The following is a 22,764-nucleotide window of genomic DNA, read 5'->3' as shown; positions in this document are numbered from 1 at the left end:
CGCGCCCACGTGGGCTCAGCTCAGGGCCGCCACCTTGTCCCGGTACGTCCGTACCGGAGCCGCGTCCTTGTACGGCTCCAGCCGTCGTTCGAAGTCCCTGACGTACTCCACCGCCCGCACCGAGCGCATCTCGGCGGCCTGGCCCGCCGCCTCGGCGGCCAGCGCGCAGGCCTGGTCGAGTTCGCCGAGGCCGAGGCGGGCGGTGGCGAGGACGACCCGGCAGAAGAGGCGGCTGCGGGCGAAGCCGGGGGCGCGCAGCTGCAGGGAGCGCTCGGCGTGCTGCGCGGCGGCGCGGAACTGCTGCAGGTCCCGGTGGCAGTGCCCGAACTCGTCGGCGAGCTGGGCCTCGTCGAAGAACCGCGCCCAGTGCGGCACCTCGTCCCCGGTCGAGGCGGCCTCCAGAGTGCGCTCGGCCCGGACGAGCGCGGCGGTACAGGCCCGGACCTCCCCCAGCACCCCGTGCCCGCGCGCCTCGGCGGCGTGCAGCAGAGCCTGGACGACGGGCGGGGCGGAATCGCCCACCCCCTGCTGCGCCACGCGTGCCAGCTGCACCGCCTCGCGCCCGTGGCCGAGGTACACGGCCTGCCGGCTCATGGTGGCGAGGACGTAACTGCCGTACGCCCGGTCCCCGGCCGCCTGCGCGAGCCGCAGCGCCTGCACGAAGTAGCGCTGGGCGAGGCCGTGCGCGGCGATGTCGTGCGACGTCCAGCCGGCGAGCCGGGTGAGGTCGGCGGCGGCGGCGAACAGGCGGCGGCCGGTCTGCTCGCCGTAGGTGCCGCGCAGCATCGGCTCGCACTCGTGCTCCAGGTAGCGCACGAGGGCCTGGCGGGCGTGGCCGCCGCCGTAGGCGTTGTCGAGGGTGCGGAACAGCTCGCCGACCGAGCGCAGCGCGGCGATGTCACCGGCGGTGACCCGATGACCGGAGGCGCGTTCGGACTGGCCGCGCTGCCGGGGCACCGCAGGGCGGCCTTGCGGGGGCACCCGGGTGAGCAGCTCGCCGCGGGCCACCTTCTCGTCGGCCCGCCCGATCAGCCAGTCCCGGCTGGGCACGACGAGACCGGCCGCGGTGAACGCGATCTTGCGCAGCTCGGCATGGCTGCCGGAATCCTTGCGCCACAGTCCGCTGACGATGTCGACGGCCTCCTCGGGCCCGGCCGCGAACTCCAGGCCGGCGTAGACCGGGGCGCAGGCGTCCAGGCCCAGGTCCTGCGCGGTGAGCCGGCGCCCCAGCCGCCGCGTGAACACCTCGGCGATGAGCGCCGGGGTGGCCCCTCTGGGCTGCTGTCCGCGCAGCCAGCGGGTGACGGAGGTCTTGTCGTATCTCAGGTCGAGGCCGTGTTCGAGACCGAGCTGGTCCACACGACGGGCCAGACCTGCGTTGGAGAATCCCGCTTCTGCGATGAGCGCGGCGAGCTGGCGGTTGGGAGTGCGCTGCGCGGGTCGTTCCGTCATCTGCGGTGCGGTCTCCTGCCTTTCGGGCCTCGCAGAGGCCCTGCGGTGCCCGGATTGCCTGTGAGCAGCCCTTATGGCCTCGTGAACGGCGCGAATGTAGCGGAGAGTGAGCAGCCGATCGCACACTTCGACGTTCATTCATCCGATCGTGTGAGGATTGCCCTCGGGGCTGACGCGCTCGGAGCAGTCGTACAGTGGCGTAGGCGCGTTTCATGCCTTACGACCTTCTAGGGAGGCGCTTGCCGTGAGTGAGTTGCGGTTCGTCCGGATGGGATTCGGTGCGGACGCCGTCGAGTACCAGGAGGCGTGGGACGAACAGCGCCGGGTGCACGCGGCACGGTTCGCCGACGAGATCCCCGACACCGTGCTGCTGCTGGAACACCCGCCGGTCTACACCGCGGGCCGGCGCACGGCGGACAACGAGCGCCCCCTGGACGGCACGCCGGTCATCGACGTGGACCGCGGCGGCAAGATCACCTGGCACGGCCCAGGCCAGCTGGTGGGCTACCCGATCCAGAAGCTGCCGCGCCCGGTGGACGTGGTGGCCCACGTACGGCGCCTGGAGGAGGCGCTGATCCGCACCTGCACGGAGTTCGGCCTGGAGACCACCCGGATCGAGGGCCGCAGCGGGGTGTGGGTGCTGGGCGACCCGGTGGAGCAGCGCCCCGCCTTGGGCGGGCTCTCCCTCGACTTCGACCCGCGCCTGCAGGACGAGGAGTTCGACCCCCGTCTGAACGGCCCGGAGTACGCCCCCTCCAACGCGGGCCAGCGCCGCGAGGACCGCAAGATCGCGGCGATCGGCATCCGCGTCGCCAAGGGCGTCACCATGCACGGCTTCTCGTTCAACGTGAACCCCGACAACGTCTGGTTCGACCGGATCATCCCGTGCGGCATCCGCGACGCCGGCGTCACCTCACTGGCCGCCGAGCTCGGCCGGGACATCACGGTCGAGGACGTACTGCCGGTCGTCGAACGACACCTGCGGGACGTACTGGAGAACGCGGAACTGAAGCCGCGGGAGATCGAGCGGGCGTCGGCATAGAAGCGGCGCCGCAGCTGCCGTAGCTGCGGGCAGTCGTGCCGCTGGGGCGGCACGGGTGGGCGCAGCGGCACCCGTCACGCCGGGAATGCACCCCGCTTCCGCCAGGTTGGCCACCCCGGGGACCGAAAACGTACGGGCGTACCCTGGTGTACGCCGAAGAATCGAAGCTACAGGGAGCCGACGTGTCCGCAGTCGCACCCGACGGACGCAAGATGCTGCGCCTGGAGGTCCGCAACAGCCAGACCCCCATCGAGCGCAAGCCCGAGTGGATCAAGACCCGGGCGAAAATGGGTCCCGAGTACACGAAGATGCAGAACCTCGTGAAGAGCGAGGGCCTGCACACGGTCTGCCAGGAAGCCGGCTGCCCCAACATCTACGAGTGCTGGGAGGACCGCGAGGCCACCTTCCTCATCGGCGGCGACCAGTGCACCCGGCGCTGCGACTTCTGCCAGATCGACACCGGCAAACCCGAGGCCCTCGACCGCGACGAGCCCCGCCGCGTCGGCGAGTCCGTGGTCACCATGGACCTGAACTACGCCACCATCACCGGCGTCGCCCGCGACGACCTGGCGGACGGCGGCGCCTGGCTGTACGCCGAGACCGTGCGCCAGATCCACCAGCAGACCGCGCACCGCGAGGCCGGCCGGACCAAGGTCGAGCTGCTCGCCCCCGACTTCAACGCGGTCCCGGAGCAGCTCGAGGAGGTCTTCTCCTCGCGCCCCGAGGTCTTCGCGCACAACGTCGAGACGGTGCCCCGGATCTTCAAGCGGATCCGTCCCGGCTTCCGCTACGACCGCTCCCTGAAGGTCATCACTGCGGCCCGCGACTACGGCCTGGTCACCAAGTCCAACCTGATCCTCGGCATGGGCGAGACCCGCGAGGAGGTCAGCGACGCGCTGCAGCAACTGCACGACGCCGGCTGCGAGCTGGTCACCATCACGCAGTACCTGCGCCCGTCCGTTCGCCACCACCCCGTGGAGCGCTGGGTCAAGCCGCAGGAGTTCGTGGAGCTGAAGGAGGAGGCCGAGCAGATCGGCTTCTCCGGTGTCATGTCCGGCCCGCTGGTCCGCTCCTCGTACCGCGCCGGTCGCCTCTACCAGATGGCGATCGAGAAGCGCGGCACGTACATCGCCGCCCAGGCCGTCTGATTCACCGTCACACGGGCGCCCCCCGCGGCTGTTACGACAATCGTGTGAATTCGCGCACAAGCAGCTACCCGTGAGTAGTGACCGATTCGACGCGGTCCTGACCGTCCTCGCAGATAGGGGCGTACGTCAGGGCCGCGTCAGCGTTTCAACCCCCCGCATCAAGGCTTCATTGGCGTTTGACCGGTCGGTCACGCCCTGGTAACACCAATCAGTGACCCTGGACTCACGCCACGCAAACCCGGCCCCGAAGCCGTACCGAGGGGGGACCTTCACCATGCAGGCCGCGCCCGTTCGTGCCACAGCGATCCCGTCCTTCACCACCGCCCTGCGCGCCGTCGAGTCGCTGCTGATGAGCAGCGGCCAGCGCACCGCCCGCCGCAACGCCTGGACCTCCGTTCTGGAGGACCGCCGCCGGGCCAAGGACCGGGTCGAGGCACAGCGGGTGGTGGAGCAGGTCCTCGCCGGCCGTTCCTGAACCCGTACCGCCCGTACTGCCGTCGAAGGCACTCCGGGAGCCACGTAGACTCGTGGCATGGCGAGGAAGGAAACCGCAGCGGACGCTGCGAACCCCGGGCGACTGAAGCAGATCGCTCTGACCTACAAGATGACCCGCAGGGCCGACAAGACGATCGGTCTTGTACTCGCAGCAGTAGGAATCGTCACCTTCGGTGTCTTCCTCGCGATCGGTTTCCTGATCGGTCACCCCATCTATCTCGGCATCCTGGGCCTCCTGCTCGCCTTCCTCGCGACGGCGATCGTCTTCGGACGCCGGGCCGAGCGGGCCGCCTTCGGGCAGATGGAGGGCCAGCCGGGCGCCGCCGCGGCCGTGCTGGACAACATCGGCCGGGGGTGGACGACGACCCCCGCGGTGGCGATGAACCGCAGCCAGGACGTGGTGCACCGGGCCGTCGGCAAGGCCGGCATCGTGCTGGTCGCCGAGGGCAACCCGAACCGGGTGAAGAGCCTGCTGGCCGCCGAGAAGAAGAAGATGAACCGGGTCGTCGCGGACGTGCCGGTGCACGACCTGATCGTCGGCACGGGCGAGGACACGGTCGAGCTGAAGAAGCTGCGCACGACCATGATGAAGCTGCCGCGCGTGCTGACCGGGCCACAGGTCACCGCGACCAACGACCGGCTGCGGGCGATGGGCGACCTGATGAGCAACATGCCGCTGCCGAAGGGTCCGATGCCCAAGGGCATGCGGATGCCGAAGGGCGGCGGGCCGAAGGCCCGGTAAGGCCGTCGGCTCACGTCATGAATGGGCCGGGCCCCGGAACCCTCGCGGTTCCGGGGCCCGGCCCATGAATATGTGTGGCTCTGAATATCCGGGAGGTCAGATCCTGACCTCGACCGTGCGCGCCAGCCGGTCGTGCAGGCCTCGGCCGTCGCGGTCCCAGATCAGCGCGGGGAGGGCCACGCACAGCAGGGCCGTGCGCAGCAGGGCGCGGCCGGGGTGGACGGTGCCCGTGTCGAGGGCGACCACGCGCAGGCCGAAGAGGCGCTTGCCGGGGGTGGAGCCGACCGTGCCGACGGTCAGGACACCCAGCACGAAGAAGATCAGCAGGGCCCAGTTGCCGGTCGCCTGCTCGTAGCCGTCCGTGATCAAGCTGTATGCGATCAAGAGGCACAGGGCCCAGTCGACGGCCAGTGCGCCGAGCCGCCGGCCGGGGCGGGCGATCGAGCCCGGCCCTTCCTCCGGCAGTCCGAGCTGCTCGCCCCGGTAACCGAAGTCGGCACCCGCGTCCTCCATGGCCGCGCGCGGGCCGGAGAGCCATGATCCGATTGCTTGCCTCTTGTCCACCCGACCACGGTACTGCGCCCGGATTTGACCGGGGTACGGCGGGGTCGTTCCGCGCTACCGTGGAACGGAACCGGTTAACTTCTGCGAAACAAATGGGTCACGCCCGAGAAATGACGCGTCCCTAGGGTCGAGGTCAGCGTGTGCCACCGCACTGGCCGCACGAACGAACTACCACCCCGGCGGGACGGTCGGGAGTAGGAGGAGCTGGATGTTCCAGAACGCCGACGAGGCCAAGAAGTTCATCGCGGACGAGGACGTCAAGTTCATCGACGTCCGTTTCTGCGACCTGCCGGGCGTCATGCAGCACTTCACGGTGCCCGTCGAGGCGTTCGACCCGGACGACGAGCTCGCCTTCGACGGATCCTCGATCCGCGGCTTCCAGGCCATTCACGAGTCCGACATGGCGCTGCGCGCCGACCTGTCGACCGCCCGCGTCGACCCGTTCCGCCGCGACAAGACGCTCAACATCAACTTCTTCATCCACGACCCGATCACCGGCGAGCAGTACAGCCGTGACCCGCGCAACGTGGCGAAGAAGGCCGAGGCGTACCTGGCCTCCACCGGGATCGCCGACACCGCGTACTTCGGCCCGGAGGCGGAGTTCTACGTCTTCGACAGCGTGCGCTTCAAGACGTCCGAGAACGAGTCCTTCTACCACATCGACTCCGAGGCGGGCGCCTGGAACACCGGTGCGCTGGAGGACAACCGCGGCTACAAGGTCCGCTACAAGGGCGGTTACTTCCCGGTCCCGCCGGTCGACCACTTCGCCGATCTGCGCGCCGAGATCTCCCTGGAGCTGAACCGCGCCGGCCTGCAGGTCGAGCGCCAGCACCACGAGGTGGGCACCGCCGGCCAGGCCGAGATCAACTACAAGTTCAACACGCTGCTCGCCGCCGCCGACGACCTCCAGCTCTTCAAGTACATCGTGAAGAACGTCGCCTGGCGCAACGGCAAGACCGCGACCTTCATGCCGAAGCCGATCTTCGGCGACAACGGCTCGGGCATGCACGTCCACCAGTCGCTGTGGAGCAACGGCGACCCGCTGTTCTACGACGAGCAGGGCTACGCCGGCCTGTCGGACACCGCCCGCTACTACATCGGCGGCATCCTCAAGCACGCCCCGTCGCTGCTCGCCTTCACCAACCCGACGGTGAACTCCTACCACCGGCTGGTGCCGGGCTTCGAGGCGCCGGTGAACCTGGTGTACTCGCAGCGCAACCGCTCCGCCGCGATGCGTATCCCGATCACCGGCTCCAACCCGAAGGCCAAGCGCGTCGAGTTCCGCGCGCCCGACTCCTCCGGCAACCCGTACCTGGCGTTCTCCGCACTGCTCCTCGCGGGCCTGGACGGCATCAAGAACAAGATCGAGCCGGCCGAGCCGATCGACAAGGACCTGTACGAGCTGGCTCCCGAGGAGCACGCGGGCGTTCCGCAGGTCCCGACCTCGCTCCCGGCCGTCCTCGACTCCCTCGAGGCCGACCACGAGTTCCTCCTCCAGGGCGACGTCTTCACCGCCGACCTGATCGAGACGTGGATCGACTTCAAGCGCACGAACGAGATCGCTCCGCTGCAGCTGCGTCCGCACCCGCACGAGTTCGAGCTGTACTTCGACGTCTGAGAAAGCCGACGCTTTCGACGTCCGAAATGCGGTGAGGGCCGCCACCTGAAGTACTTCAGGTGGCGGCCCTCGCCGTGTGCCTCCGGTCCGGCAGAATCACTACCGCCCTCAGCCCACCACGATCACCACGGGGCCGCCGCCGAAGCGGTCGAAGCGGTCGAAGTGGTCGTAGCCGTTGAAGTACCCGAACCGGTCATCGAACCGGTTGCCGAAGCGGTCGCCGAAGCGGTCGCAGTCGCCCCACCAGTCACAGTGGCCCCAGTTCGTGGGAGCGCCGGCCGTGGTGGCCGGGGTGGCCGCCGAGGCCGTACCTGCTGTGCCGATCGCGGCGCCACCAGCCATCAGTACGCCGATGGCGGACAGCGCGAGGAGACGCCTAGCACGTGGTGCGTTCATGGAGATACCTTCCTTCCATCCCATCGTGCGGTCATTGCACGAGCCGGACGGATGGCCGCGGCCGCAGCGGTAGAAGTACGGCGCGGTCGTCGGTGTTGCCGCCTGAGTGCGAGGAGTACGTTTTCAGCCGTCGGCGTCTCCACGGGAATCCCGCCGACGGAAGGCAATCCCAGGTGCGGCCTTCCCCTAAAGGCTAGTCTTTCCTCGATCACTCAGCATCTTGAATGACAAGATGCATGGGGCGAAGAGGTATGGAGCGGGGGATGTCGGAAAAGGATCACTGGGAGCACGAGTTCGACCACAAGTGGGCGAACGACGCCGAGCACAAGGAGCCCTCCGCCCGGGCCCGGATGCTCGCCGCCCGCTGGAAGCACAATCCGCCGGAGCCGGTGCCCTTCCGGGGCGACCCCGACCCGGTGCGGCCCCGCCGGTCGGGATGGATATCGACGGCCGTGGTCCTGGGGTGCGTCGTCGCGGTGATCGTTCTGCTGGGGTACATCAACTTCCGCGCGCCGTACTAGGGGTGCTGTTAACGAACAGCCGACGAAGTGCCAAGTAGATCAGCGTGACGGTTTGACCCGGAATGTCCCTCACTGGGCCGGCTGGTGCGGTCCGCCCGCTCGCCGGCTGGGGAGGTCGCCGGACTGCAGGGCGGCGAAGTCGGTGTGGGCGGCCTCGACGGCTTCGGGATACGCGTCGCGCTTGGCGTGCTCGGCGAGCGCCCGGTAGGTGCTCGCCACCGAGGGGTTCTGCCCCTTGCGCTTGCCGGTGGGGATGATCAGGTCGGGCTGGATCTGCTCGACGGACTCGCCGTTCGCGCGGCGCCGCAGCACGGTGTGCAGCATGTCGTCGGTGATGACCGGCGGCCGGCCGCCGCGCTTGCCCTTGCGGGCGGCCGTGTCGAGCCCCTCCAGCGTGGACTCTCGGATGTTCTCCCGCGCGGTCTCCGCCATCGCGGCGAAGAACGCGAACATTCGGCGGCGTCGCGGCCGAGCCGTTTCATCTCGTACACAGTGAAGATCACCCGGCAGTGCGGGGCGTGCGCCTTGATCTCCCGCGCCGCCTCGAACTGGGGGCGGACCCGCATCCCGGGTGCTGATCTTCTCGCTGAAGATCTTGTCCCTCGGGATGCCGTGCTTGCTGAGCGCATCCAGCTGCGAGCCGAGCTCCTGCCCGAGCGTCGAGCAGCGGGCGTAGCCGATGCGGATGTCCGCGCTCGGCAGGTGCGGGTCGATCGGCGCCGGGGGCGGGGTGCCCGGCCGCCACGGTCGGCCCGGGCCGCGGTCCGCCGGGGTGGGCACCCGCAGCGCCTTCTTCAGCCGGGCCACCATGGTGAAGCGGCGGGCGTGGTGGGCGGAGGCGACCGCGCCGCCGCGCGAGCGGCACGGCGAGCCGGGCTGGGCGTCACACTTCGGACAGGCGTGCCGCTCGACGTCGTCCGCGTCCGACCGGTCGGACGCGGACGGCTTCCGAGGGTCCGTCATGGACCCGGATTTTCGCACAATGAAAGTCTCAGAAAGGGGTCCGTTCTACTTTTGAGTGAGAACGATTTCTGAGAACCGATCGGAGATCAACAAAGGTCCGGCGACCTAATGCTGATCAGGCTTGCGCAAAGGACCGTTTGCGAGAACCTGCGCTCGCCGCGGCAAGTGCACGGGCTGTGGTCCTGCTGAGCCCGAATGTCCGCCGCCTCATGCCCAGGCGCCGGGGCTTTCGTGAAGGTGAGTCTGTGGGGATTTCAGGCCCCTGCCCTCCGTGCTCTTGTCGCAGATTTGCTGTAGTGGCGGCGCATATTCCCTGATTCGTCACCTGCCGGTGTGCGGGGCTGTCGCGGGCAGTTCCACAGTGATGCGGAGCCCGCCGGCAGAGCGCGGGGTGAGGGTGAGGGTTCCGTCGTGTGCGTGGGTGATGGTTGTGACGATTGCCAGGCCGAGGCCGACGCCTGCGTGATCAGTGTGTATGCGTTCGGTGCCGCGCTGGAAGGGTTCGGTGAGTGTCGCGGCCAGTTCTGGGGTGAGCTTCTCGCCGGTGTTTTCGACGGTGAGTACCACGGTCTTGGGGCGGACGCTGGTATTGACCCACACGGTGCCCTGTTCCGGCAGGTTGTGGACGATCGCGTTGTGCAGGAGGTTCGTGGTCAGCTGCAGCAGAAGCGCTTGCGATCCGGTCGTGGGGGTGATGTCGCCGTTGGTCTCGATGGTGACGCCATGCTTTTCGGCGAGGGGGAGGAGTGTTTCGGTGGCTTCTTCCGCCATGAGGGACAGATCGACGTGTTCTCGGGTGAAGGACCGCCGCTCAGCGCGGCTGACCAGGAGCAGTGCCTCAGTAAGGTCGATCGCTCGGGTGTTGACGGCGTGGAGGCGGTCGATGAGTTCGCCGGTGTCGCGGTTCGGATCGGTGCGGGCCACGTCGAGAAGTGTCTTCGAGATCGCGAGCGGGGTGCGCAACTCATGAGAGGCGTTGGCTGCGAATCTCTGCTGTTCGGCGATGTGTGCTTCGAGCCGTGCGAGCATCGTGTCGAAGGCGTCGGCGAGTTCGCGGAACTCGTCTTTGCGGCCCGGTAGCCGGATTCGGTGGGAGAGTGATCCGTTCGTGGCCATGCGTGTGGCGTCCGTGATGCGGGTCAGGGGGGCGAGCATGCGGCCGGCGAGAATCCACCCTCCCACGAGACCGAACACCAGCAGGAACGCCAGTACTGCGGCTGCCCTCGGAGCGAAAACGTCCAGGAGGGCGGACCGGACGGGAAAGACACCATTCGTGGGGTTGTCATCGGGGTTGATGAGCATCGCACGCTCGGGGACGTAACGCAGCAGGAACACCCACACCGCAGCGAGCAGCAAGCCACCTGCAACCATGAGGAAGCCGGCGTAGCTGAGGGTGAGTTTGAGGCGAACGCTCACCCCGGGCGCTCTATCCACGGTCTCCTCCCTCGTGTCCGGCCTCTGGCTGCGTGTCGATGCGGTAGCCGACGCCTGGCACGGTGGCGATGATCCAGGGTTCGCCGAGCCGTTTGCGCAGGGCCGAGACGGTGATGCGCACGGCGTTGGTGAACGGGTCGGCGTTCTCGTCCCACGCGCGTTCCAGGAGTTCTTCGGCGCTGACGACACCGCCTTCGGCGGCCACGAGGACTTCGAGCACGGCGAACTGCTTCCTGGTCAGCGCGACGAAGCGGCCGTCCCGGTAGACCTCTCTGCGGAAGGGGTCGAGCCGTAGACCTGCGATCTCGCGCACGGGAGGCCTGCTGTGGGCACGTCTGCGGCCGAGTGCTCTGAGCCGGAGCGCGAGTTCGCGGAGTTCGAAAGGTTTCGTGAGGTAGTCGTCGGCGCCGAGTTCGAACCCGGTGGCCTTGTCGTCGAGGCGGTCGGCTGCGGTGAGCATGAGGATCGGCATGCCGCTGCCGGAGGCGACGATGCGTTTGGCGATCTCGTCGCCGGAAGGTCCGGGGACGTCGCGGTCGAGAACGGCGATGTCGTAGGTGTTGACGCTCAGCAGTTCCAGAGCGGTGTCGCCGTCACCTGCGATGTCGGCCGCGATCGCTTCCAGGCGTAGGCCGTCGCGGATGGCTTCCGCCATATAGGGTTCGTCCTCGACGATCAACACACGCATGCATTTGATGCTACGAGTCGGCGCATATCGTCGGCGTATCGAAAACCACATACGCGTCGGCAACACCACGCTGCCTTGACTGGCGGCATGCACCGAACCGCACCATCAGCACGAACAACGACCCACCGGATTCGTCGGCTCCTTGCCGTCGGCCTGACAGCCGTCGTGGCAGCGATCACCACAGCCTGCGTCTCCCAGGGGCCGAAGCCCTCGGCCTCCCGGTCCTCCGCCGCGCCCTCCCCGCCCTCCGCATCCTCCTCGCCCTCCCCGTCGTCCTCGGCCGCATCGCCCTCACATACGCTTCGCCGTGACCATCGTGGTGCGCTCCGCGAGGCCAGTGGTGGACTCGGCGAGGCCGACGGTGCCGTCCCCGACGGCGTGACGGTCTTCGACGACGAGATTCCGGCTGTGGCCAACCTCGATCCCGATCTGCTCAAGGCCCTCCGTCAGGCTGCAACGGCTGCCGCGGACGACAACGTCGTGTTCCACGTCACCAGCGGCTGGCGCTCCGCGGACTACCAGAATCAGCTTCTTCGCGAGGCGGTCTCCACGTACGGGTCCGAAGACGAGGCCGCCCGCTGGGTGGCCACCTCGGCGATGTCTCCTCACGTGTCGGGGGACGCGGTCGACCTCGGGCAGTCCGATGCGACGGCGTAGCCGGCCAAGCACGGCACCGAGTACGGCCTTTGCCAGATCTACCGCAACGAACCCTGGCACTACGAACTGCGCCCCGAAGCGACCGATCACCGCTGCCCCCGTATGTATGCCGACCCCACCCAGGACCCGAGGATGCAGCAGTGACCGGCAGTGAGCGAGGACAGACGATGACGCAGACGGACACGGCGGAGGAGACCGGACAGGGCGGCGCCGGCCACCGGGACACCGGCTCCGGGATCTGGCGCGCGCGCATCCGCCGGGCGATCCGCGTCGGCTCCCGGCCGGGCCCCTGGAAGCGCGGCCTGGTGCTCGCGGCGCTGGCGCTGCTGCTCGGCCTGCTCATGCTGCTGCACGCACAGATCACGGACCGCGGGGGCCTCGGCAGCCTGGCGGAGACCTTCCTGCCGTGGTTCGGCCTGTTCGTCCCGGTGCTGCTCGCCGGGGCGCTGTGGCGTCGCTCCGCCTCCGCGGTGGTCGCGCTGCTGCTGCCGGTCGTGGTGTGGCTGAACCTCTTCGGCGGGCTGCTCGGCGACAAGTCCCACCCGGGCGGCGACCTCACCGTGGCCGAGCACAACGTCGGCGACGCCAATCCCGACCCGGCCGGCACCGCCCGCGACCTGGCCGCCTCCGGGGCGGACGTGCTGGCCCTGGTGGAGCTGACCCCGCAGGCCCGGGGCACGTACGAGAAGGAGCTGGCGAAGGCGTACCCGTACCACACGGTGCAGGGCACGGTCGGGCTGTGGAGCAAGTTGCCGCTGTCGGACACCCAGCCGGTCGACATCAAGATGGACTACGGGCCGCTGGCGGACACCAAGCCGGTCGACATCAAGATGGCCTACACCCGGGCGCTGCGCACCACGGTGGCCACGGACCAGGGGCCGCTGGCGGTGTATGTGGCCCACCTGGGGTCTGTACGCGTGTTTCCCAGGAACGGCTTCTGGACGGACAGCCGGGACCGCGGCGCGAAGGCGCTCGCCGAGGCCGTCGCCGCCGAGCAAAACGAGCGGGTGGTGCTGCTCGGCGACCTGAACGGCACCATGGACGACCGTGCGTTCGAAGGCATCACCTCGCAGATGCGCTCGGCCCAGGGCGAGGCCGGGAACGGCTTCGGCTTCACGTGGCCGGCGACGTTCCCGGTGGCGCGGATCGACCAGATCCTGGTCCGCGGCGTGAAGCCGGAGAGCTCCTGGGTGCTGCCGGCCACCGGCAGCGACCACCTGCCGGTGGCGGCCGGCATCAGCTGGTGAACACGCGTAAAGGCTCCGATTCCGTGCTGGGATCCGGGAGTACGCACCTCAGGCGCGATTGTTCCGCGTAGGAACTTACATCTGGAAAGGTTCCTGCCCCATGCCCTGGCGCCTCCCGGCCCCCCGGCGGGAGGCACCAGTGCCGAGCGTTCCCAGACCCGGCCCGCACGCGGGCCGCCTTCACCGATGTCCAGCGGGCCGCTGCCGTCGGCTCTCTACAGTCCGGCCTCGGCTGTCGAGACGAACCGGGTGGCGTGGGGAGCAGACGGGTGGGGCGCGAGCTCGGGCTGGACGCGGTGGTCGAGCACTTCACGCTGGTGGGTGACGAGGTGACGTGGCTGCGCAACAAGACGGGAGCGACCCGGCTCGGGTTGGGCAGCCGGCTCAAGCTCGCCGAACCGGAACCGGAGCCCGCCCCGGGCTCACCGGAAGCCTTTGCCGGTCCCAGGGCTGATCACGACCGCTTCATGGGGCGACGCGGGTGCACACTGGGCAGTGGGACGAGTGCCTGAACGCAGGGTGGTGTTCCATGCACAGCCGCTTCCGGAGCGACCCGCGGTTGACCGTGCGGATGACGGTCACGCTGTTTCTGCTCGGCTTGTTGTACGTGGCGTTCGTCGCCGCGTTGATCGCACTGCTGAAGTCCTGGGTGCTGGTCGTGGTGGTCGCGGCGGCGCTGCTGGGTGCGCAGTACTGGTTCTCCGACCGGATCGCGCTGTACGCGATGCGCGGCCGGATCGTGGAGCGGGACGAGTATCCCGAACTGCACGGCGTGGTCGACCGGCTGTGCGCGGTCGCCGACATGCCCAAGCCGGTGGTCGCCGTGTCCGACATGGATATGCCGAACGCGTTCGCGACCGGGCGCAACGCCGATCACGCAGTGGTCTGTGTGACCACCGGGCTGCTGCGCCGGCTGGAGCCGGCCGAGCTGGAGGGCGTGCTCGCGCACGAGCTCTCGCACGTGGCGCACAAGGACGTCGCGGTGATCACGGTCGCGTCTTTCCTGGGCGTGATCGCGGGGTTGATCGTGCGGTTCGCCTTCTACTCGCAGGTGTTCGGAGGGCGCCGGGACCAGAACACGGCGGTGGTCTTCATGACGGTGATGGCCGTCTCCGCGGCCGTGTACGCGATCAGCTTCCTGCTGATCCGGGCCCTGTCCCGGTACCGGGAACTGGCGGCGGACCGGGCGGCGGCGCTGCTGACCGGACGGCCCTCGGCGCTGGCGTCCGCGCTCACCAAGGTCTCCGGCGACATCGCCAGGATCCCGACGAAGGACCTGCGGACGGCGCAGGCCTTCAACGCCTTCTACTTCACGCCGGCCCTGGGCGCCGGGCCCAGCATCGGACGGCTGTTCTCCACCCACCCCACCCTGGAGCAGCGGCTGGAGCAACTGGGGCGGATCTCCGGAGAGTTGGGTGAGGCGGCGGCGCCCGGGAAGGGCGGCTGAGGATGGGGCTGCTGGACATCCTGCTCGGTCGTACGAAGCCGGTCGCGCCCGACCTCGACCAGCTGTTCGCGCTGCCCTCGGCGGCCGTCACCCTGCAGGCCGCGACCTCCTTCACGCCGACCGGGCACGGCGCGGTGTGTTTCGCCACGGTCGAGGGCAGCGCCTTCGAGCAGACGCACCGCGAGGTGCAGGCCCTGCTGGACGCGGACGCCGACCGCACCGGGCCCCCGGTGGAGCTGGAACGGGACGCCTACGGCTACTCCTGGCTGGTCTCCCGCCGCGGCCCCGACGAGCTGCCGCTGCTCGTCAACGATCTGCACGCGGTGAACAGCTCGATGGAGGTCAACGGCTTCGGCCCGCAGCTGCTGTGCTCCCTGGCCGGCTTTCAGGACGACTCGGGCCGCCGGCTCGCGCTGGTCTATCTCTACAAGCGCGGCACCTTCTACCCGTTCGCGCCGCTGCCCGGCGCGGGGCAGCGGCGCGACAACGCGCTCGAGCTCCAGGTGAAGGCGGCCCTCGCCGACGATCTGCGGATCGAACAGGACCTGGGGCGCTGGTTCCCGGTGTGGGGCGCCCCGGGAATGTGACCCGGGGCCGCCGTCACCACAGGTCCCGCTCTCACCTGCTCTTCTCGCGCGCCTGACGGCGGGCCTCCAGGGGGCGCTCGCGGCGGTAGCGGCGCTCCCACTTGGCCTGCCTGTCACGGCGGTCGCGGTACGCCTTGTACGTCGCGGGCGCCGACCCGGACGGGGCCGCGCCGCCCGACGAGGATGCCGAGGACGCGCCTCGCCCGTACTGCACGTACACGAAGAGCAGGGCGGCGGCGGCGAGCCAGTAGAGGTGGTTTCCGAATCCCAGGACGACCAGGACGACCGTCCCGGAGATGACGATGGTGCCCATGACGGGCCTCCCTGGGCGGTGGATTGGGGTGACTCGAGAGTGCACCGGGACGTGGGGGTGGCGCATCTCCTTTTCTTCCGACTGCGTGCCCCTCAGCACGGCCATAAAGCCGAAAAAAGGGGTGAAGCGTTAACAAGGGGTGTCCGGGATGAGCAATCTCTTCGTCGTCGCGTACAACGACCTCGCCACCGCCGAGCAGGTGCGGCAGAAGCTGTTCGACCTGTCCAAGCAGCATCTGGTCGAGCTGGAGGACGCGGTGGTCGTCGAGCGGCGGGAGGACGGAAAGATCAAGCTGCACCAGGCCGTCAGCCACACGGCGGCGGGCGCGGCCGGTGGCGCCCTGTGGGGTGGTGTGATCGGACTGCTCTTCCTGGCGCCGCTGCTCGGCGCGGCAGTAGGCGCGGCGGCCGGAGCGGCCGGCGGTGCGGTCACCGACACGGGCATCAACGACAACTTCATGAAGGAGCTCAGCCAGAATCTGCGCCCGGGCGCGGCCGCGCTGTTCGCGCTGATCAAGCAGGCGGCCGGGGACAAGGTGATTCCGGAAATCGCGCCCTACGGCGGCCAGTTGGTGCAGACGTCGCTGAGCCAGGTCGAGGAGGACCAGCTGCGCGAGGCGCTGGCGGCGGCGCGGGCGCCGAAGACGGAGAGTACGCCTCCCCCGGCCTGACCGGCGTGAGCGAATGGGGGCCATGAGCGAGCTCTCCCCTTTCACGCATATCCACGACGGTGAACGGCTGAAAGCGGTGTACGGCGGTGGTGCGGGAGCGGCCACCGCCGTTGTGCTGCACGGCGCGGGCAACGGCAGCAAGGAGCGGCTGCTGCCGCTGTTGGGCGAGTTCGTCACGCGCGGCTGCGGCGGGCTGGCCCCGGCGGCGCGGGTCGCCGGTCCGGAGGACGTCGCCGACGCGCTTGTCGCGCTGCACGGCACGGACCCCGCGTCGGTGTATCTGGCGGTGGGCGCACGGCTCGCGGAGCCGGCGAAGACGGTGGCGGAGACGGAGCGTGCGCTGTACACGGACCGGGCCCTGGTACGGATGCACGGCATGCGGCACACCGTGTTCGTGTTCCCGACGGAGCTGACCGCCGTCGTGCACGCCTCGACCGGCCTCGCGGTCGCCGCCCGTGAGCGGGCCTCGCTGGTCAAGGACATGGCGAAGGCCGGGGCTCCGGACGCTGCCTGGCTGAAGGAGGTCGAGGAGTCGACGCTGGCCGCGCTGGGCCGGCGTGGGGAGGCGACGGCGGCAGAGCTTGCGCAGGAGGAGCCGCGACTGCGGGAGCGGTTCGTGTACGCGGCCGGGAAGAGCTACGAGGGCCTGCACACCGTCTCGACCCGATTGCTGAAGGTGCTGGGCGCCGAAGGGAAGGTCGTCCGGGGCCGACCGCTCGGCTCCTGGACATCGAGCCAGTTCCGCTGGGCCCCGGCGCCCGAGCATCCGGAACTGGACGCCGCCGAGGCCCAGGCGTCTCTCCTGCGCCGCTGGCTGACGGCGTGCGGCCCGGCGACGGAGTCCGACCTGAAGTGGTGGACGGGGTGGCGGATGACGGAGGTACGCCGGGCGCTGGCCGCGATCGGGGCGCAGGAGGTCCGGCTGGACGAGGGCACGGGGTACGTCGTCGACGGCGACACCGAGCCGGTGACGGCGCCCGTGGAGCCGTGCGCCGCCTTGCTGCCCGCCCTCGACCCCACGGCGATGGGCTGGCAGCTCCGCGACTGGTTCCTCGCCCCCGACCTGCGCCCCGCCCTCTTCGACCGCAGCGGCAACGTGGGGCCGACGGTGTGGTGGGACGGGCGTGTGGTGGGCGGCTGGGCCCAGCGGCCCGACGGGGAGATCGTCTGGCGGGTACTGGACGGGGCGGGCGTGGGCCGGGAGGCGCAGGCGGCGATCGAGTCGGAGGCGGCGCGACTTCGGGAGTGGGTGGGGACGACGCGCGTCACCCCACGCTTCCGGACGCCGTTGGAGCGGGAGTTGGCGGGGTGAGGGGCGGGACACTGGAGTACCGGTCGGCGAATTCCGGCAACGCCGGCGCCGGGCACCGCACAACAGCACGGCACCCGGCGCCACCACTCAGCGCGTGTACCGCAGCAACGCCCGCACCATGTGGCACGTCGTGTCCGACGGCGGGTGGACGCCGATGAGTTCCGCGGTGCTTCGTATCGTCTCGTTCCGGGCCTGGTTCGGCACGTACACGCCCGAGTCGAGCAGGGCGATCGCAAGGCGCATGGCCTTGAGCCGACGGTTGTGCGTGATGTACCACTCGCGCGGACGCCCCGGCGGCAGCGGCCGCTTCTCCACGGGCGCGTACGGCCGGTCGAGCGGCACGGGACGGTTGGCGGTGGACTGGGTCGGCTTCGGCTTCAGTGCGGCAGCGGGCACAGGCATCCTCCTGTCGCGGTCAGGGCGCCGCCCGGACACTCCGGCGACCCCCTCGAACACTGCTTCCAGTCTACCGGCCGCCACTGACATCCGGGGAGTCAGCAAATCCGCCAAAAGCCCAGGTGAGAAGGGGAATGCCGCCGTGTCACACACGATCTGCCAGGTGTCTGTGAGGCGACGGCACATTCGAACAGAGCCCGTCGTTGCGACCCTGATCTCAGGGAGGTCGTGCGAGGCGATCTCGGCGGCGTACCGTGCCCGCATGGAAATCTGGATCAACCCGGCCTGCTCCAAGTGCCGCAGCGCCGTCAAACTGCTCGACGCCGAGGGCGCCGACTACACCGTCCGCCGCTATCTGGAGGACGTACCGACCGAGGACGAGATCCGCGACGTACTGAGCCGGCTCGGTCTCGAACCGTGGGACATCACCCGCACCCAGGAGGCCGCGGCCAAGGAACTCGGCCTCAAGGACTGGCCACGGGACGCCGCCTCGCGCGACCGGTGGGTCACGGCGCTCGCCGAACACCCCAAGCTGATCCAACGGCCCATCATCACCGCGGACGACGGCACGGCGGTGGTCGCCCGCACCGACGAGGCCGTACGCGAGGCCCTGTCCCGTTAGCACGGTTGGCGCGGTCCCGCCGACAACTCCCGTGTGACGTACGTTACTTCAACGTACTCCTGTAACCACTGAGTAACCTCGTTCGGGATCTCGTACATAGCGGCGTACGCCCCCCTACCTCCCAGGAGGCACGCATGTCGCGTAGGAGAACTCTCAGTACGAGGAAGAAGCTGGCGCTGCTGGTGAGCGCGGCGACGGTGGCGGGCGGTGGTGCCTTCGTCATGGCGAGCACCTCGAACGCCGCGCAGTCCGCGTCCGAGTCGAGTGTCTGCCAGGGCCTCGCCACCGCCCTCGGGAACAACCAGCGGTTCATCGCGGACCAGCAGGCCAATCCCGACGCGCAGTCCGCGGCCCGGATCGCCAACCGTGAGGCGGTCATCGCGGAGATCGAGCGCAAGCAGGAGGCGTCCGGGTGTGTGGTTGGGGAGTCGGCTCAGGGCTCCCAGGCCGCGCAACCGGGCGGGAACGGTCAGGACGCCGGCCAGGACAACGGTCAGCAGGCGGGTGAGGCCGGCGGCGGGCAGGCCGCGCAGCCGGCCGAGCCGTCCGAGCCCGCCGCCCCGGGCGACGGCGCCGCCGCCTCCGGCGAGCAGGTCTGCAACGGCTCCACCGTCACGCTGTCCGGCGAGGGCGGCGCCCCGGCCGCGTCCAGCAACCAGTTCCCGGCGGGTACGAAGCTGAAGGTCACCAACCTGGACAACAACAAGTCCACGACCGTGGAGGTCACTTCGGTCTCCGGCAGCTGTGTCCTGCTGAACAACGCGGCCTTCGAACAGGTCCGGGAGCCCGGCAAGTTCCTGATCCGCCGGGCCGTGATCGAGAAGGTGGGGTGAGGCTCGACCGCCGAGGAAAACGCTGATGCGGCGGTCAGGCCCGCCCCGGCCGCCGCGTCGTACGTGTCATCGGTCCTGCTGCTCCCGGCCAGGAGCAGCAGGACCGGCACGTCCGGGGCACGCAGCGCGTCCGGCGCCGGCCAGGGCATCACGCGTCCGCCGCGCCCCCATCGCATACGAGCCGCCCGACCGGCCCCCACCGCATCCGCGCACCGCGCGTTTCTGCAGGTCCTGCGCGCCCGGCCCGCCCTCACAGCGTGAATCACGCCACAGCACCACCAGGTAACACGGGGTTCACAAACGGGCAATGATCGGGAAATCGCCCGTTGACAGGCTGCCGGGCAAACAAGCGCGGCGCCCCAGTGCCGCAGCGCCGCAGCACCCGCAAACGCGCCCAGACCCACCCCCGAAGGATGTGGCCCGTGACCTTCAAGGCTGAGTACATCTGGATCGACGGCACCGAGCCGACGGCCAAGCTTCGTTCCAAGACGAAGATCATGTCCGACGACGCCAAGGGTGCCGAGCTGCCGATCTGGGGCTTCGACGGGTCCTCCACCAACCAGGCCGAGGGCCACGCCTCGGACTGTGTACTGAAGCCGGTCTTCTCCTGCCCCGACCCGATCCGCGGCGGCGACGACATCCTGGTGCTGTGCGAGGTCCTCAACACGGACATGACCCCGCACTCCTCCAACACGCGTGCCGCGCTGGTCGAGGTCGCGGAGAAGTTCGCCGCGCAGGAGCCGATCTTCGGCATCGAGCAGGAGTACACCTTCTTCGACGGCTCCCGCCCGCTCGGCTTCCCCGAGGGCGGCTTCCCGGCCCCGCAGGGCGGCTACTACTGCGGTGTCGGCGCCGACGAGATCTTCGGCCGTGACATCGTCGAAGCCCACCTGGAGAACTGCCTGAAGGCGGGCCTGGGCCTGTCCGGCATCAACGCCGAGGTCATGCCCGGCCAGTGGGAGTTCCAGGTCGGCCCGCTGTCCCCGCTGGAGGTCTCCGACCAGCTGTGGGTGGCCCGCTGGCTGCTCTACCGCACCGCCGAGGACTTCGGCGTCTCCGCCACGCTCGACCCCAAGCCGGTCAAGGGCGACTGGAACGGCGCCGGCGCGCACACCAACTTCTCCACCAAGGCGATGCGTGAGGGCTACGACGCGATCATCACCGCGTGCGAGTCGCTCGGTGAGGGCTCCAAGCCGCTCGACCACGTCAAGAACTACGGCGCCGGCATCGACGACCGTCTGACCGGTCTGCACGAGACCGCCCCGTGGAACGAGTACTCCTACGGTGTCTCCAACCGTGGCGCCTCGGTCCGTATCCCGTGGCAGGTCGAGAAGGACGGCAAGGGCTACATCGAGGACCGCCGCCCGAACGCCAACGTCGACCCGTACGTGGTGACCCGCCTGCTGGTGGACACCTGCTGCTCCGCCCTGGAGAAGGCCGGCCAGGTCTGATCCGTCCCGCTCGTCGGAAGGGGCGTCCACCCTCGTGGTGGGCGCCCCTTCCCGTTGCGAACGGCCCCTGTCCACGCAGTGAGAGGAGGGGTCCGGTCCAGGGCGGTGTCTGCTTCAATGGGAGCATGGCCAGTTTCCAGAAGCACTCCGCGACGGGTCGCCATGACCTCGAGCCCTTCTGGCCTTCCCGTCAGCACCACGACTTCGACCGGCTGTGTTGCCGCGCGCTGACCGCGCCGGCCCGCTGACGCCGTACACACCGGCCTTCGGCCAGCGCGACACGACGTACGTCCCCGTCGGACTTCTCGCGCGAAAGAGCTGACCTCGCATGGCGACCACCCCTGCTTCCCTGTCCCGTTCCCCGCACACCGCCCCTGCTCCCGGCAGCCCGCGGCACCGACTGCGTGCCGTCGACCGGGACGAGGTGCTCGATGTCGTGGAGTTCCTGCCGCCGGGTGCCACCTGGCTGCCCGCTCCGCAGCACACCCTGCCCAACCTGCCGGGCCGCCCGCCCATGGTCGGCTACCTGGTGCTCGTGCCGGCCGATCAGCAGCCGCCGTTCCTGCCGGTGGCGGTACCCGACGAGCCGCAGCCGGACGCCCTCGACACCGGCACCGACACCGACACCGAGCCGCTCATCCGTATCGACGCCCTGCAGCGCACCATCGAGGTGGCCGGGCGGGAGCTCGACCTCACGTACCTGGAGTTCGAGCTGCTCGCTCACCTGGTGGCACACCCGCACCGGGTGCACACCCGCGACCAGCTGGTCACCACGGTGTGGGGCTACGGCCATGTGGGCGACGGCCGCACCGTCGACGTCCACATCGCCCGACTGCGCCGCAAGCTGGGCCCCGAGCACCGGCAGGCGATCCTGACGATCCGCCGGGTCGGCTACAAGTACGCCCCACCGACCGGGAGTTGACCGCCGGCCGACTGCCGATCGCGGACATCTGATGGCCGCTGCCGACATCACCTGACCGTCTGCTGTCGGCAGAACCCGGTTCCGTCCCGCCGCTCCCCCGGGCACAGTCACCGGCATGAGACTGCTGATGCTGGGTGGTACGGAGTTCGCGGGACGGGCTGTCGTGGAGGCGGCGCTCGGGCGTGGCTGGGACGTGACCGTGTTCCACCGGGGGCGGCACACGGCCCCGGCCGGGGTGCGGTCGCTGCACGGTGATCGCACCGCGCCCGACGGGCTCGCCGCCCTCGCGGACGGCGCGTGGGACGCCGTGGTCGACACCTGGTCGGCGGCGCCGTTCGCGGTGCGGGACGCGGCACGGCTGCTGCGGGGCCGCGTCGGGCGGTACGTGTACGTGTCGAGTTGCTCGGTGTACGCCTGGGCCCCGCCCGCCGGCTACACCGAGGACGCGCCCCTGGTCGAGGGCGCCGAGCCCGACGCCGACCACACGGACTACGCCCGCGACAAGCGCGGCGCCGAGCTGGCCGCCGTCGAGGCCTTCGGTGCGGAGCGCTCGCTGCTGGTGCGGGCCGGGCTGCTGCTCGGGCCGTACGAGAACGTCGGCCGGCTCCCCTGGTGGCTGACCCGGATCGCCAGGGGCGGCCCCGTACTGGCGCCGGGCCCCCGGGAGCTGCCCCTCCAGTACATCGACGTCCGCGATCTCGCCGAGTGGATCCTGGACGGGGTGGAGCAGGAGCTCAGCGGGCCGTACAACCTGATCGGCCCTCGGGGCCTCACCACGACGGGCGAGCTGCTCGAGTCCTGCGTGCAGGTGACCGGCGCGGCGGCCGAGCTGCGCTGGACCGACCCCGAGGTGGTGCTGGAGGCGGGTGTCGAGCCGTGGAGCCAGTTGCCGGCGTGGGTGCCGCCGGGGAGCGAGCTGCACGACGCCCTGCACGGCGCGGACGTGTCCCGGGCGCTGGCGACGGGGCTGCGCTGCCGGCCGGTCACGGAGACCGTGGCCGACACATGGAGCTGGCTGCAGAACCTCGGCGGCGGCGCCCCGCAGCGCCCGGACCGGCCGCCGGTGGGCCTCGATCCGGAGGTGGAGACGAAGGTCCTCGCAACCGGCCGTCCGGACCAGGGGCGCTGAAACTCCACGAAATCCACCACCCGGCTCGAACACTTCACGTGAGATCACCACAACTCCCGGTGTTCCTGGGGTAGTTGGGGCTGAATTGTCTCGCGAATCTCTCATCAATTTCTGA

The 22,764-nt window shown here is 69.8% G+C and carries 26 protein-coding genes; 18 read left to right on the top strand and 8 right to left on the bottom strand.

The window, feature by feature from the left end:
• Nucleotides 1–15: 15 nt before the first annotated feature.
• Nucleotides 16–1,452, bottom strand: a complete 1,437-nt coding sequence (locus ACKTSN_RS33525; RefSeq protein ID WP_409472543.1) for a regulator — start codon at nt 1,450–1,452, stop codon at nt 16–18.
• A 244-nt stretch (nt 1,453–1,696) separates the two neighbouring features.
• On the opposite strand from ACKTSN_RS33525, the gene lipB reads away from it, so the two are divergent.
• The 4 genes from lipB (at nt 1,697) to ACKTSN_RS33505 (ending at nt 4,879) form a co-directional block, all read left to right on the top strand.
• Nucleotides 1,697–2,494 (top strand): lipoyl(octanoyl) transferase LipB, encoded by a 798-nt coding sequence (gene lipB / locus ACKTSN_RS33520; RefSeq protein ID WP_409472542.1) that lies wholly within the window; start codon nt 1,697–1,699, stop codon nt 2,492–2,494.
• A gap of 182 nt (nt 2,495–2,676) precedes the next feature.
• Nucleotides 2,677–3,642: a lipoyl synthase gene (gene lipA, locus ACKTSN_RS33515; RefSeq protein WP_385780355.1), complete on the top strand. Its 966-nt coding sequence runs from the start codon at nt 2,677–2,679 to the stop codon at nt 3,640–3,642.
• A 274-nt stretch (nt 3,643–3,916) separates the two neighbouring features.
• Nucleotides 3,917–4,117 (top strand): SCO2195 family GlnR-regulated protein, encoded by a 201-nt coding sequence (locus ACKTSN_RS33510; protein ID WP_224733085.1) that lies wholly within the window; start codon nt 3,917–3,919, stop codon nt 4,115–4,117.
• A 57-nt stretch (nt 4,118–4,174) separates the two neighbouring features.
• Nucleotides 4,175–4,879, top strand: coding sequence for a DUF4191 domain-containing protein (locus ACKTSN_RS33505; RefSeq protein WP_409472541.1), 705 nt, complete (start codon nt 4,175–4,177; stop codon nt 4,877–4,879).
• A 96-nt stretch (nt 4,880–4,975) separates the two neighbouring features.
• Here the strand turns inward: ACKTSN_RS33505 and ACKTSN_RS33500 are convergent, their stop codons facing one another.
• Nucleotides 4,976–5,443: an RDD family protein gene (locus ACKTSN_RS33500; RefSeq protein WP_224733087.1), complete on the bottom strand. Its 468-nt coding sequence runs from the start codon at nt 5,441–5,443 to the stop codon at nt 4,976–4,978.
• A 208-nt stretch (nt 5,444–5,651) separates the two neighbouring features.
• Between ACKTSN_RS33500 and glnA the strand changes: the two genes are divergently transcribed.
• Complete coding sequence (glnA, locus tag ACKTSN_RS33495) at nt 5,652–7,061, top strand: type I glutamate--ammonia ligase (RefSeq protein ID WP_385511800.1); 1,410 nt, start codon at nt 5,652–5,654, stop codon at nt 7,059–7,061.
• 108 nt (nt 7,062–7,169) lie between these two features.
• Here the strand turns inward: glnA and ACKTSN_RS33490 are convergent, their stop codons facing one another.
• Nucleotides 7,170–7,457 carry a hypothetical protein gene (locus ACKTSN_RS33490; protein WP_409472540.1) on the bottom strand — a complete coding sequence of 96 codons (288 nt, stop codon included), beginning with the start codon at nt 7,455–7,457 and terminating at the stop codon, nt 7,170–7,172.
• A 263-nt stretch (nt 7,458–7,720) separates the two neighbouring features.
• Between ACKTSN_RS33490 and ACKTSN_RS33485 the strand changes: the two genes are divergently transcribed.
• Nucleotides 7,721–7,978, top strand: a complete 258-nt coding sequence (locus ACKTSN_RS33485) for a hypothetical protein (RefSeq protein WP_129800720.1) — start codon at nt 7,721–7,723, stop codon at nt 7,976–7,978.
• Nucleotides 7,979–8,047: 69 nt separating this feature from the next.
• Here the strand turns inward: ACKTSN_RS33485 and ACKTSN_RS33480 are convergent, their stop codons facing one another.
• The 3 genes from ACKTSN_RS33480 to ACKTSN_RS33470 form a co-directional block, all read right to left on the bottom strand.
• Complete coding sequence (locus ACKTSN_RS33480; RefSeq protein ID WP_409472539.1) at nt 8,048–8,941, bottom strand: recombinase family protein; 894 nt, start codon at nt 8,939–8,941, stop codon at nt 8,048–8,050.
• Nucleotides 8,942–9,262: 321 nt separating this feature from the next.
• Complete coding sequence (locus ACKTSN_RS33475; RefSeq protein WP_409472538.1) at nt 9,263–10,375, bottom strand: sensor histidine kinase; 1,113 nt, start codon at nt 10,373–10,375, stop codon at nt 9,263–9,265.
• On the bottom strand, nt 10,368–11,063 hold the full coding sequence (locus tag ACKTSN_RS33470) for a response regulator transcription factor (RefSeq protein WP_409472537.1): 696 nt from the start codon (nt 11,061–11,063) through the stop codon (nt 10,368–10,370). The genes ACKTSN_RS33475 and ACKTSN_RS33470 overlap by 8 nt, the downstream gene beginning before the upstream one ends.
• Nucleotides 11,064–11,441: 378 nt before the next feature.
• Here ACKTSN_RS33470 and ACKTSN_RS33465 point away from each other — a divergent pair, with 378 nt between their 5' ends.
• From ACKTSN_RS33465 to pspAB, 5 genes are all read left to right on the top strand, one after another.
• Complete coding sequence (locus ACKTSN_RS33465) at nt 11,442–11,720, top strand: D-alanyl-D-alanine carboxypeptidase family protein (RefSeq protein WP_409472536.1); 279 nt, start codon at nt 11,442–11,444, stop codon at nt 11,718–11,720.
• Between the two features lie 167 nt (nt 11,721–11,887).
• On the top strand, nt 11,888–12,967 hold the full coding sequence (locus ACKTSN_RS33460) for an endonuclease/exonuclease/phosphatase family protein (protein WP_409472535.1): 1,080 nt from the start codon (nt 11,888–11,890) through the stop codon (nt 12,965–12,967).
• 269 nt (nt 12,968–13,236) lie between these two features.
• Nucleotides 13,237–13,479 (top strand): hypothetical protein, encoded by a 243-nt coding sequence (locus ACKTSN_RS33455; protein WP_409472534.1) that lies wholly within the window; start codon nt 13,237–13,239, stop codon nt 13,477–13,479.
• 17 nt (nt 13,480–13,496) lie between these two features.
• A complete protein-coding gene (gene htpX, locus ACKTSN_RS33450) occupies nt 13,497–14,414 on the top strand; it encodes a zinc metalloprotease HtpX (protein WP_129800721.1) in 918 nt (305 codons plus the stop codon).
• A gap of 2 nt (nt 14,415–14,416) precedes the next feature.
• Entirely contained in the window at nt 14,417–15,001 is a 585-nt protein-coding gene (gene pspAB / locus ACKTSN_RS33445; protein WP_409472533.1) for a PspA-associated protein PspAB, read from the top strand.
• 31 nt (nt 15,002–15,032) lie between these two features.
• On the opposite strand, the gene ACKTSN_RS33440 is transcribed toward pspAB, so the two are convergent.
• Nucleotides 15,033–15,314 (bottom strand): hypothetical protein, encoded by a 282-nt coding sequence (locus ACKTSN_RS33440; protein ID WP_409472532.1) that lies wholly within the window; start codon nt 15,312–15,314, stop codon nt 15,033–15,035.
• Between the two features lie 148 nt (nt 15,315–15,462).
• Here ACKTSN_RS33440 and ACKTSN_RS33435 point away from each other — a divergent pair, with 148 nt between their 5' ends.
• Nucleotides 15,463–15,984: a DUF1269 domain-containing protein gene (locus tag ACKTSN_RS33435; protein ID WP_409472531.1), complete on the top strand. Its 522-nt coding sequence runs from the start codon at nt 15,463–15,465 to the stop codon at nt 15,982–15,984.
• A 22-nt stretch (nt 15,985–16,006) separates the two neighbouring features.
• Nucleotides 16,007–17,296 (top strand): winged helix DNA-binding domain-containing protein, encoded by a 1,290-nt coding sequence (locus ACKTSN_RS33430; RefSeq protein ID WP_409472530.1) that lies wholly within the window; start codon nt 16,007–16,009, stop codon nt 17,294–17,296.
• A gap of 87 nt (nt 17,297–17,383) precedes the next feature.
• Here ACKTSN_RS33430 and ACKTSN_RS33425 read toward each other — a convergent pair whose 3' ends face one another.
• Complete coding sequence (locus ACKTSN_RS33425) at nt 17,384–17,692, bottom strand: hypothetical protein (RefSeq protein ID WP_409472529.1); 309 nt, start codon at nt 17,690–17,692, stop codon at nt 17,384–17,386.
• Nucleotides 17,693–17,954: 262 nt separating this feature from the next.
• Between ACKTSN_RS33425 and ACKTSN_RS33420 the strand changes: the two genes are divergently transcribed.
• The 5 genes from ACKTSN_RS33420 to ACKTSN_RS33400 all read left to right on the top strand — a co-directional run bounded on the left by ACKTSN_RS33420 (nt 17,955) and on the right by ACKTSN_RS33400 (nt 22,649).
• Entirely contained in the window at nt 17,955–18,314 is a 360-nt protein-coding gene (locus tag ACKTSN_RS33420; RefSeq protein WP_409472528.1) for an arsenate reductase family protein, read from the top strand.
• Between the two features lie 134 nt (nt 18,315–18,448).
• Nucleotides 18,449–19,147: a hypothetical protein gene (locus ACKTSN_RS33415; protein ID WP_409472527.1), complete on the top strand. Its 699-nt coding sequence runs from the start codon at nt 18,449–18,451 to the stop codon at nt 19,145–19,147.
• Nucleotides 19,148–19,569: 422 nt separating this feature from the next.
• Nucleotides 19,570–20,598 (top strand): glutamine synthetase, encoded by a 1,029-nt coding sequence (glnII, locus tag ACKTSN_RS33410; protein WP_409472526.1) that lies wholly within the window; start codon nt 19,570–19,572, stop codon nt 20,596–20,598.
• 328 nt (nt 20,599–20,926) lie between these two features.
• The gene (locus ACKTSN_RS33405) at nt 20,927–21,520 is read left to right on the top strand and encodes a winged helix-turn-helix domain-containing protein (protein WP_409472525.1); all 594 of its coding nucleotides are present in this window, start codon (nt 20,927–20,929) and stop codon (nt 21,518–21,520) included.
• Between the two features lie 115 nt (nt 21,521–21,635).
• Nucleotides 21,636–22,649 carry an SDR family oxidoreductase gene (locus ACKTSN_RS33400; RefSeq protein WP_409472524.1) on the top strand — a complete coding sequence of 338 codons (1,014 nt, stop codon included), beginning with the start codon at nt 21,636–21,638 and terminating at the stop codon, nt 22,647–22,649.
• Nucleotides 22,650–22,764 lie beyond the last annotated feature (115 nt).

The organism is Streptomyces flavusporus (genome assembly GCF_046267975.1).
Classification (GTDB): domain Bacteria; phylum Actinomycetota; class Actinomycetes; order Streptomycetales; family Streptomycetaceae; genus Streptomyces; species Streptomyces flavusporus.
The sequence above is the reverse complement of the archived record's forward strand: the minus strand, read 5'-3'. Positions and strand labels throughout refer to the sequence as shown.

Bases quoted from the DNA above. Each gene is read 5' to 3' on its own strand.
- ACKTSN_RS33415 (WP_409472527.1), top strand. From the start codon at position 18,449: ATGTCGCGTAGGAGAACTCTCAGTACGAGGAAGAAGCTGGCGCTGCTG.
- htpX (WP_129800721.1), top strand. From the start codon at position 13,497: ATGCACAGCCGCTTCCGGAGCGACCCGCGGTTGACCGTGCGGATGACG.
- glnA (WP_385511800.1), top strand. From the start codon at position 5,652: ATGTTCCAGAACGCCGACGAGGCCAAGAAGTTCATCGCGGACGAGGAC.
- ACKTSN_RS33400 (WP_409472524.1), top strand. From the start codon at position 21,636: ATGAGACTGCTGATGCTGGGTGGTACGGAGTTCGCGGGACGGGCTGTC.
- ACKTSN_RS33430 (WP_409472530.1), top strand. From the start codon at position 16,007: ATGAGCGAGCTCTCCCCTTTCACGCATATCCACGACGGTGAACGGCTG.
- ACKTSN_RS33510 (WP_224733085.1), top strand. From the start codon at position 3,917: ATGCAGGCCGCGCCCGTTCGTGCCACAGCGATCCCGTCCTTCACCACC.
- ACKTSN_RS33460 (WP_409472535.1), top strand. From the start codon at position 11,888: ATGACGCAGACGGACACGGCGGAGGAGACCGGACAGGGCGGCGCCGGC.
- ACKTSN_RS33505 (WP_409472541.1), top strand. From the start codon at position 4,175: ATGGCGAGGAAGGAAACCGCAGCGGACGCTGCGAACCCCGGGCGACTG.
- ACKTSN_RS33470 (WP_409472537.1), bottom strand. From the start codon at position 11,063: ATGCGTGTGTTGATCGTCGAGGACGAACCCTATATGGCGGAAGCCATC.
- ACKTSN_RS33485 (WP_129800720.1), top strand. From the start codon at position 7,721: ATGTCGGAAAAGGATCACTGGGAGCACGAGTTCGACCACAAGTGGGCG.
- ACKTSN_RS33420 (WP_409472528.1), top strand. From the start codon at position 17,955: ATGGAAATCTGGATCAACCCGGCCTGCTCCAAGTGCCGCAGCGCCGTC.
- pspAB (WP_409472533.1), top strand. From the start codon at position 14,417: ATGGGGCTGCTGGACATCCTGCTCGGTCGTACGAAGCCGGTCGCGCCC.
- ACKTSN_RS33440 (WP_409472532.1), bottom strand. From the start codon at position 15,314: ATGGGCACCATCGTCATCTCCGGGACGGTCGTCCTGGTCGTCCTGGGA.
- ACKTSN_RS33405 (WP_409472525.1), top strand. From the start codon at position 20,927: ATGGCGACCACCCCTGCTTCCCTGTCCCGTTCCCCGCACACCGCCCCT.
- ACKTSN_RS33525 (WP_409472543.1), bottom strand. From the start codon at position 1,452: ATGACGGAACGACCCGCGCAGCGCACTCCCAACCGCCAGCTCGCCGCG.
- ACKTSN_RS33480 (WP_409472539.1), bottom strand. From the start codon at position 8,941: ATGACGGACCCTCGGAAGCCGTCCGCGTCCGACCGGTCGGACGCGGAC.
- ACKTSN_RS33435 (WP_409472531.1), top strand. From the start codon at position 15,463: ATGAGCAATCTCTTCGTCGTCGCGTACAACGACCTCGCCACCGCCGAG.
- ACKTSN_RS33490 (WP_409472540.1), bottom strand. From the start codon at position 7,457: ATGAACGCACCACGTGCTAGGCGTCTCCTCGCGCTGTCCGCCATCGGC.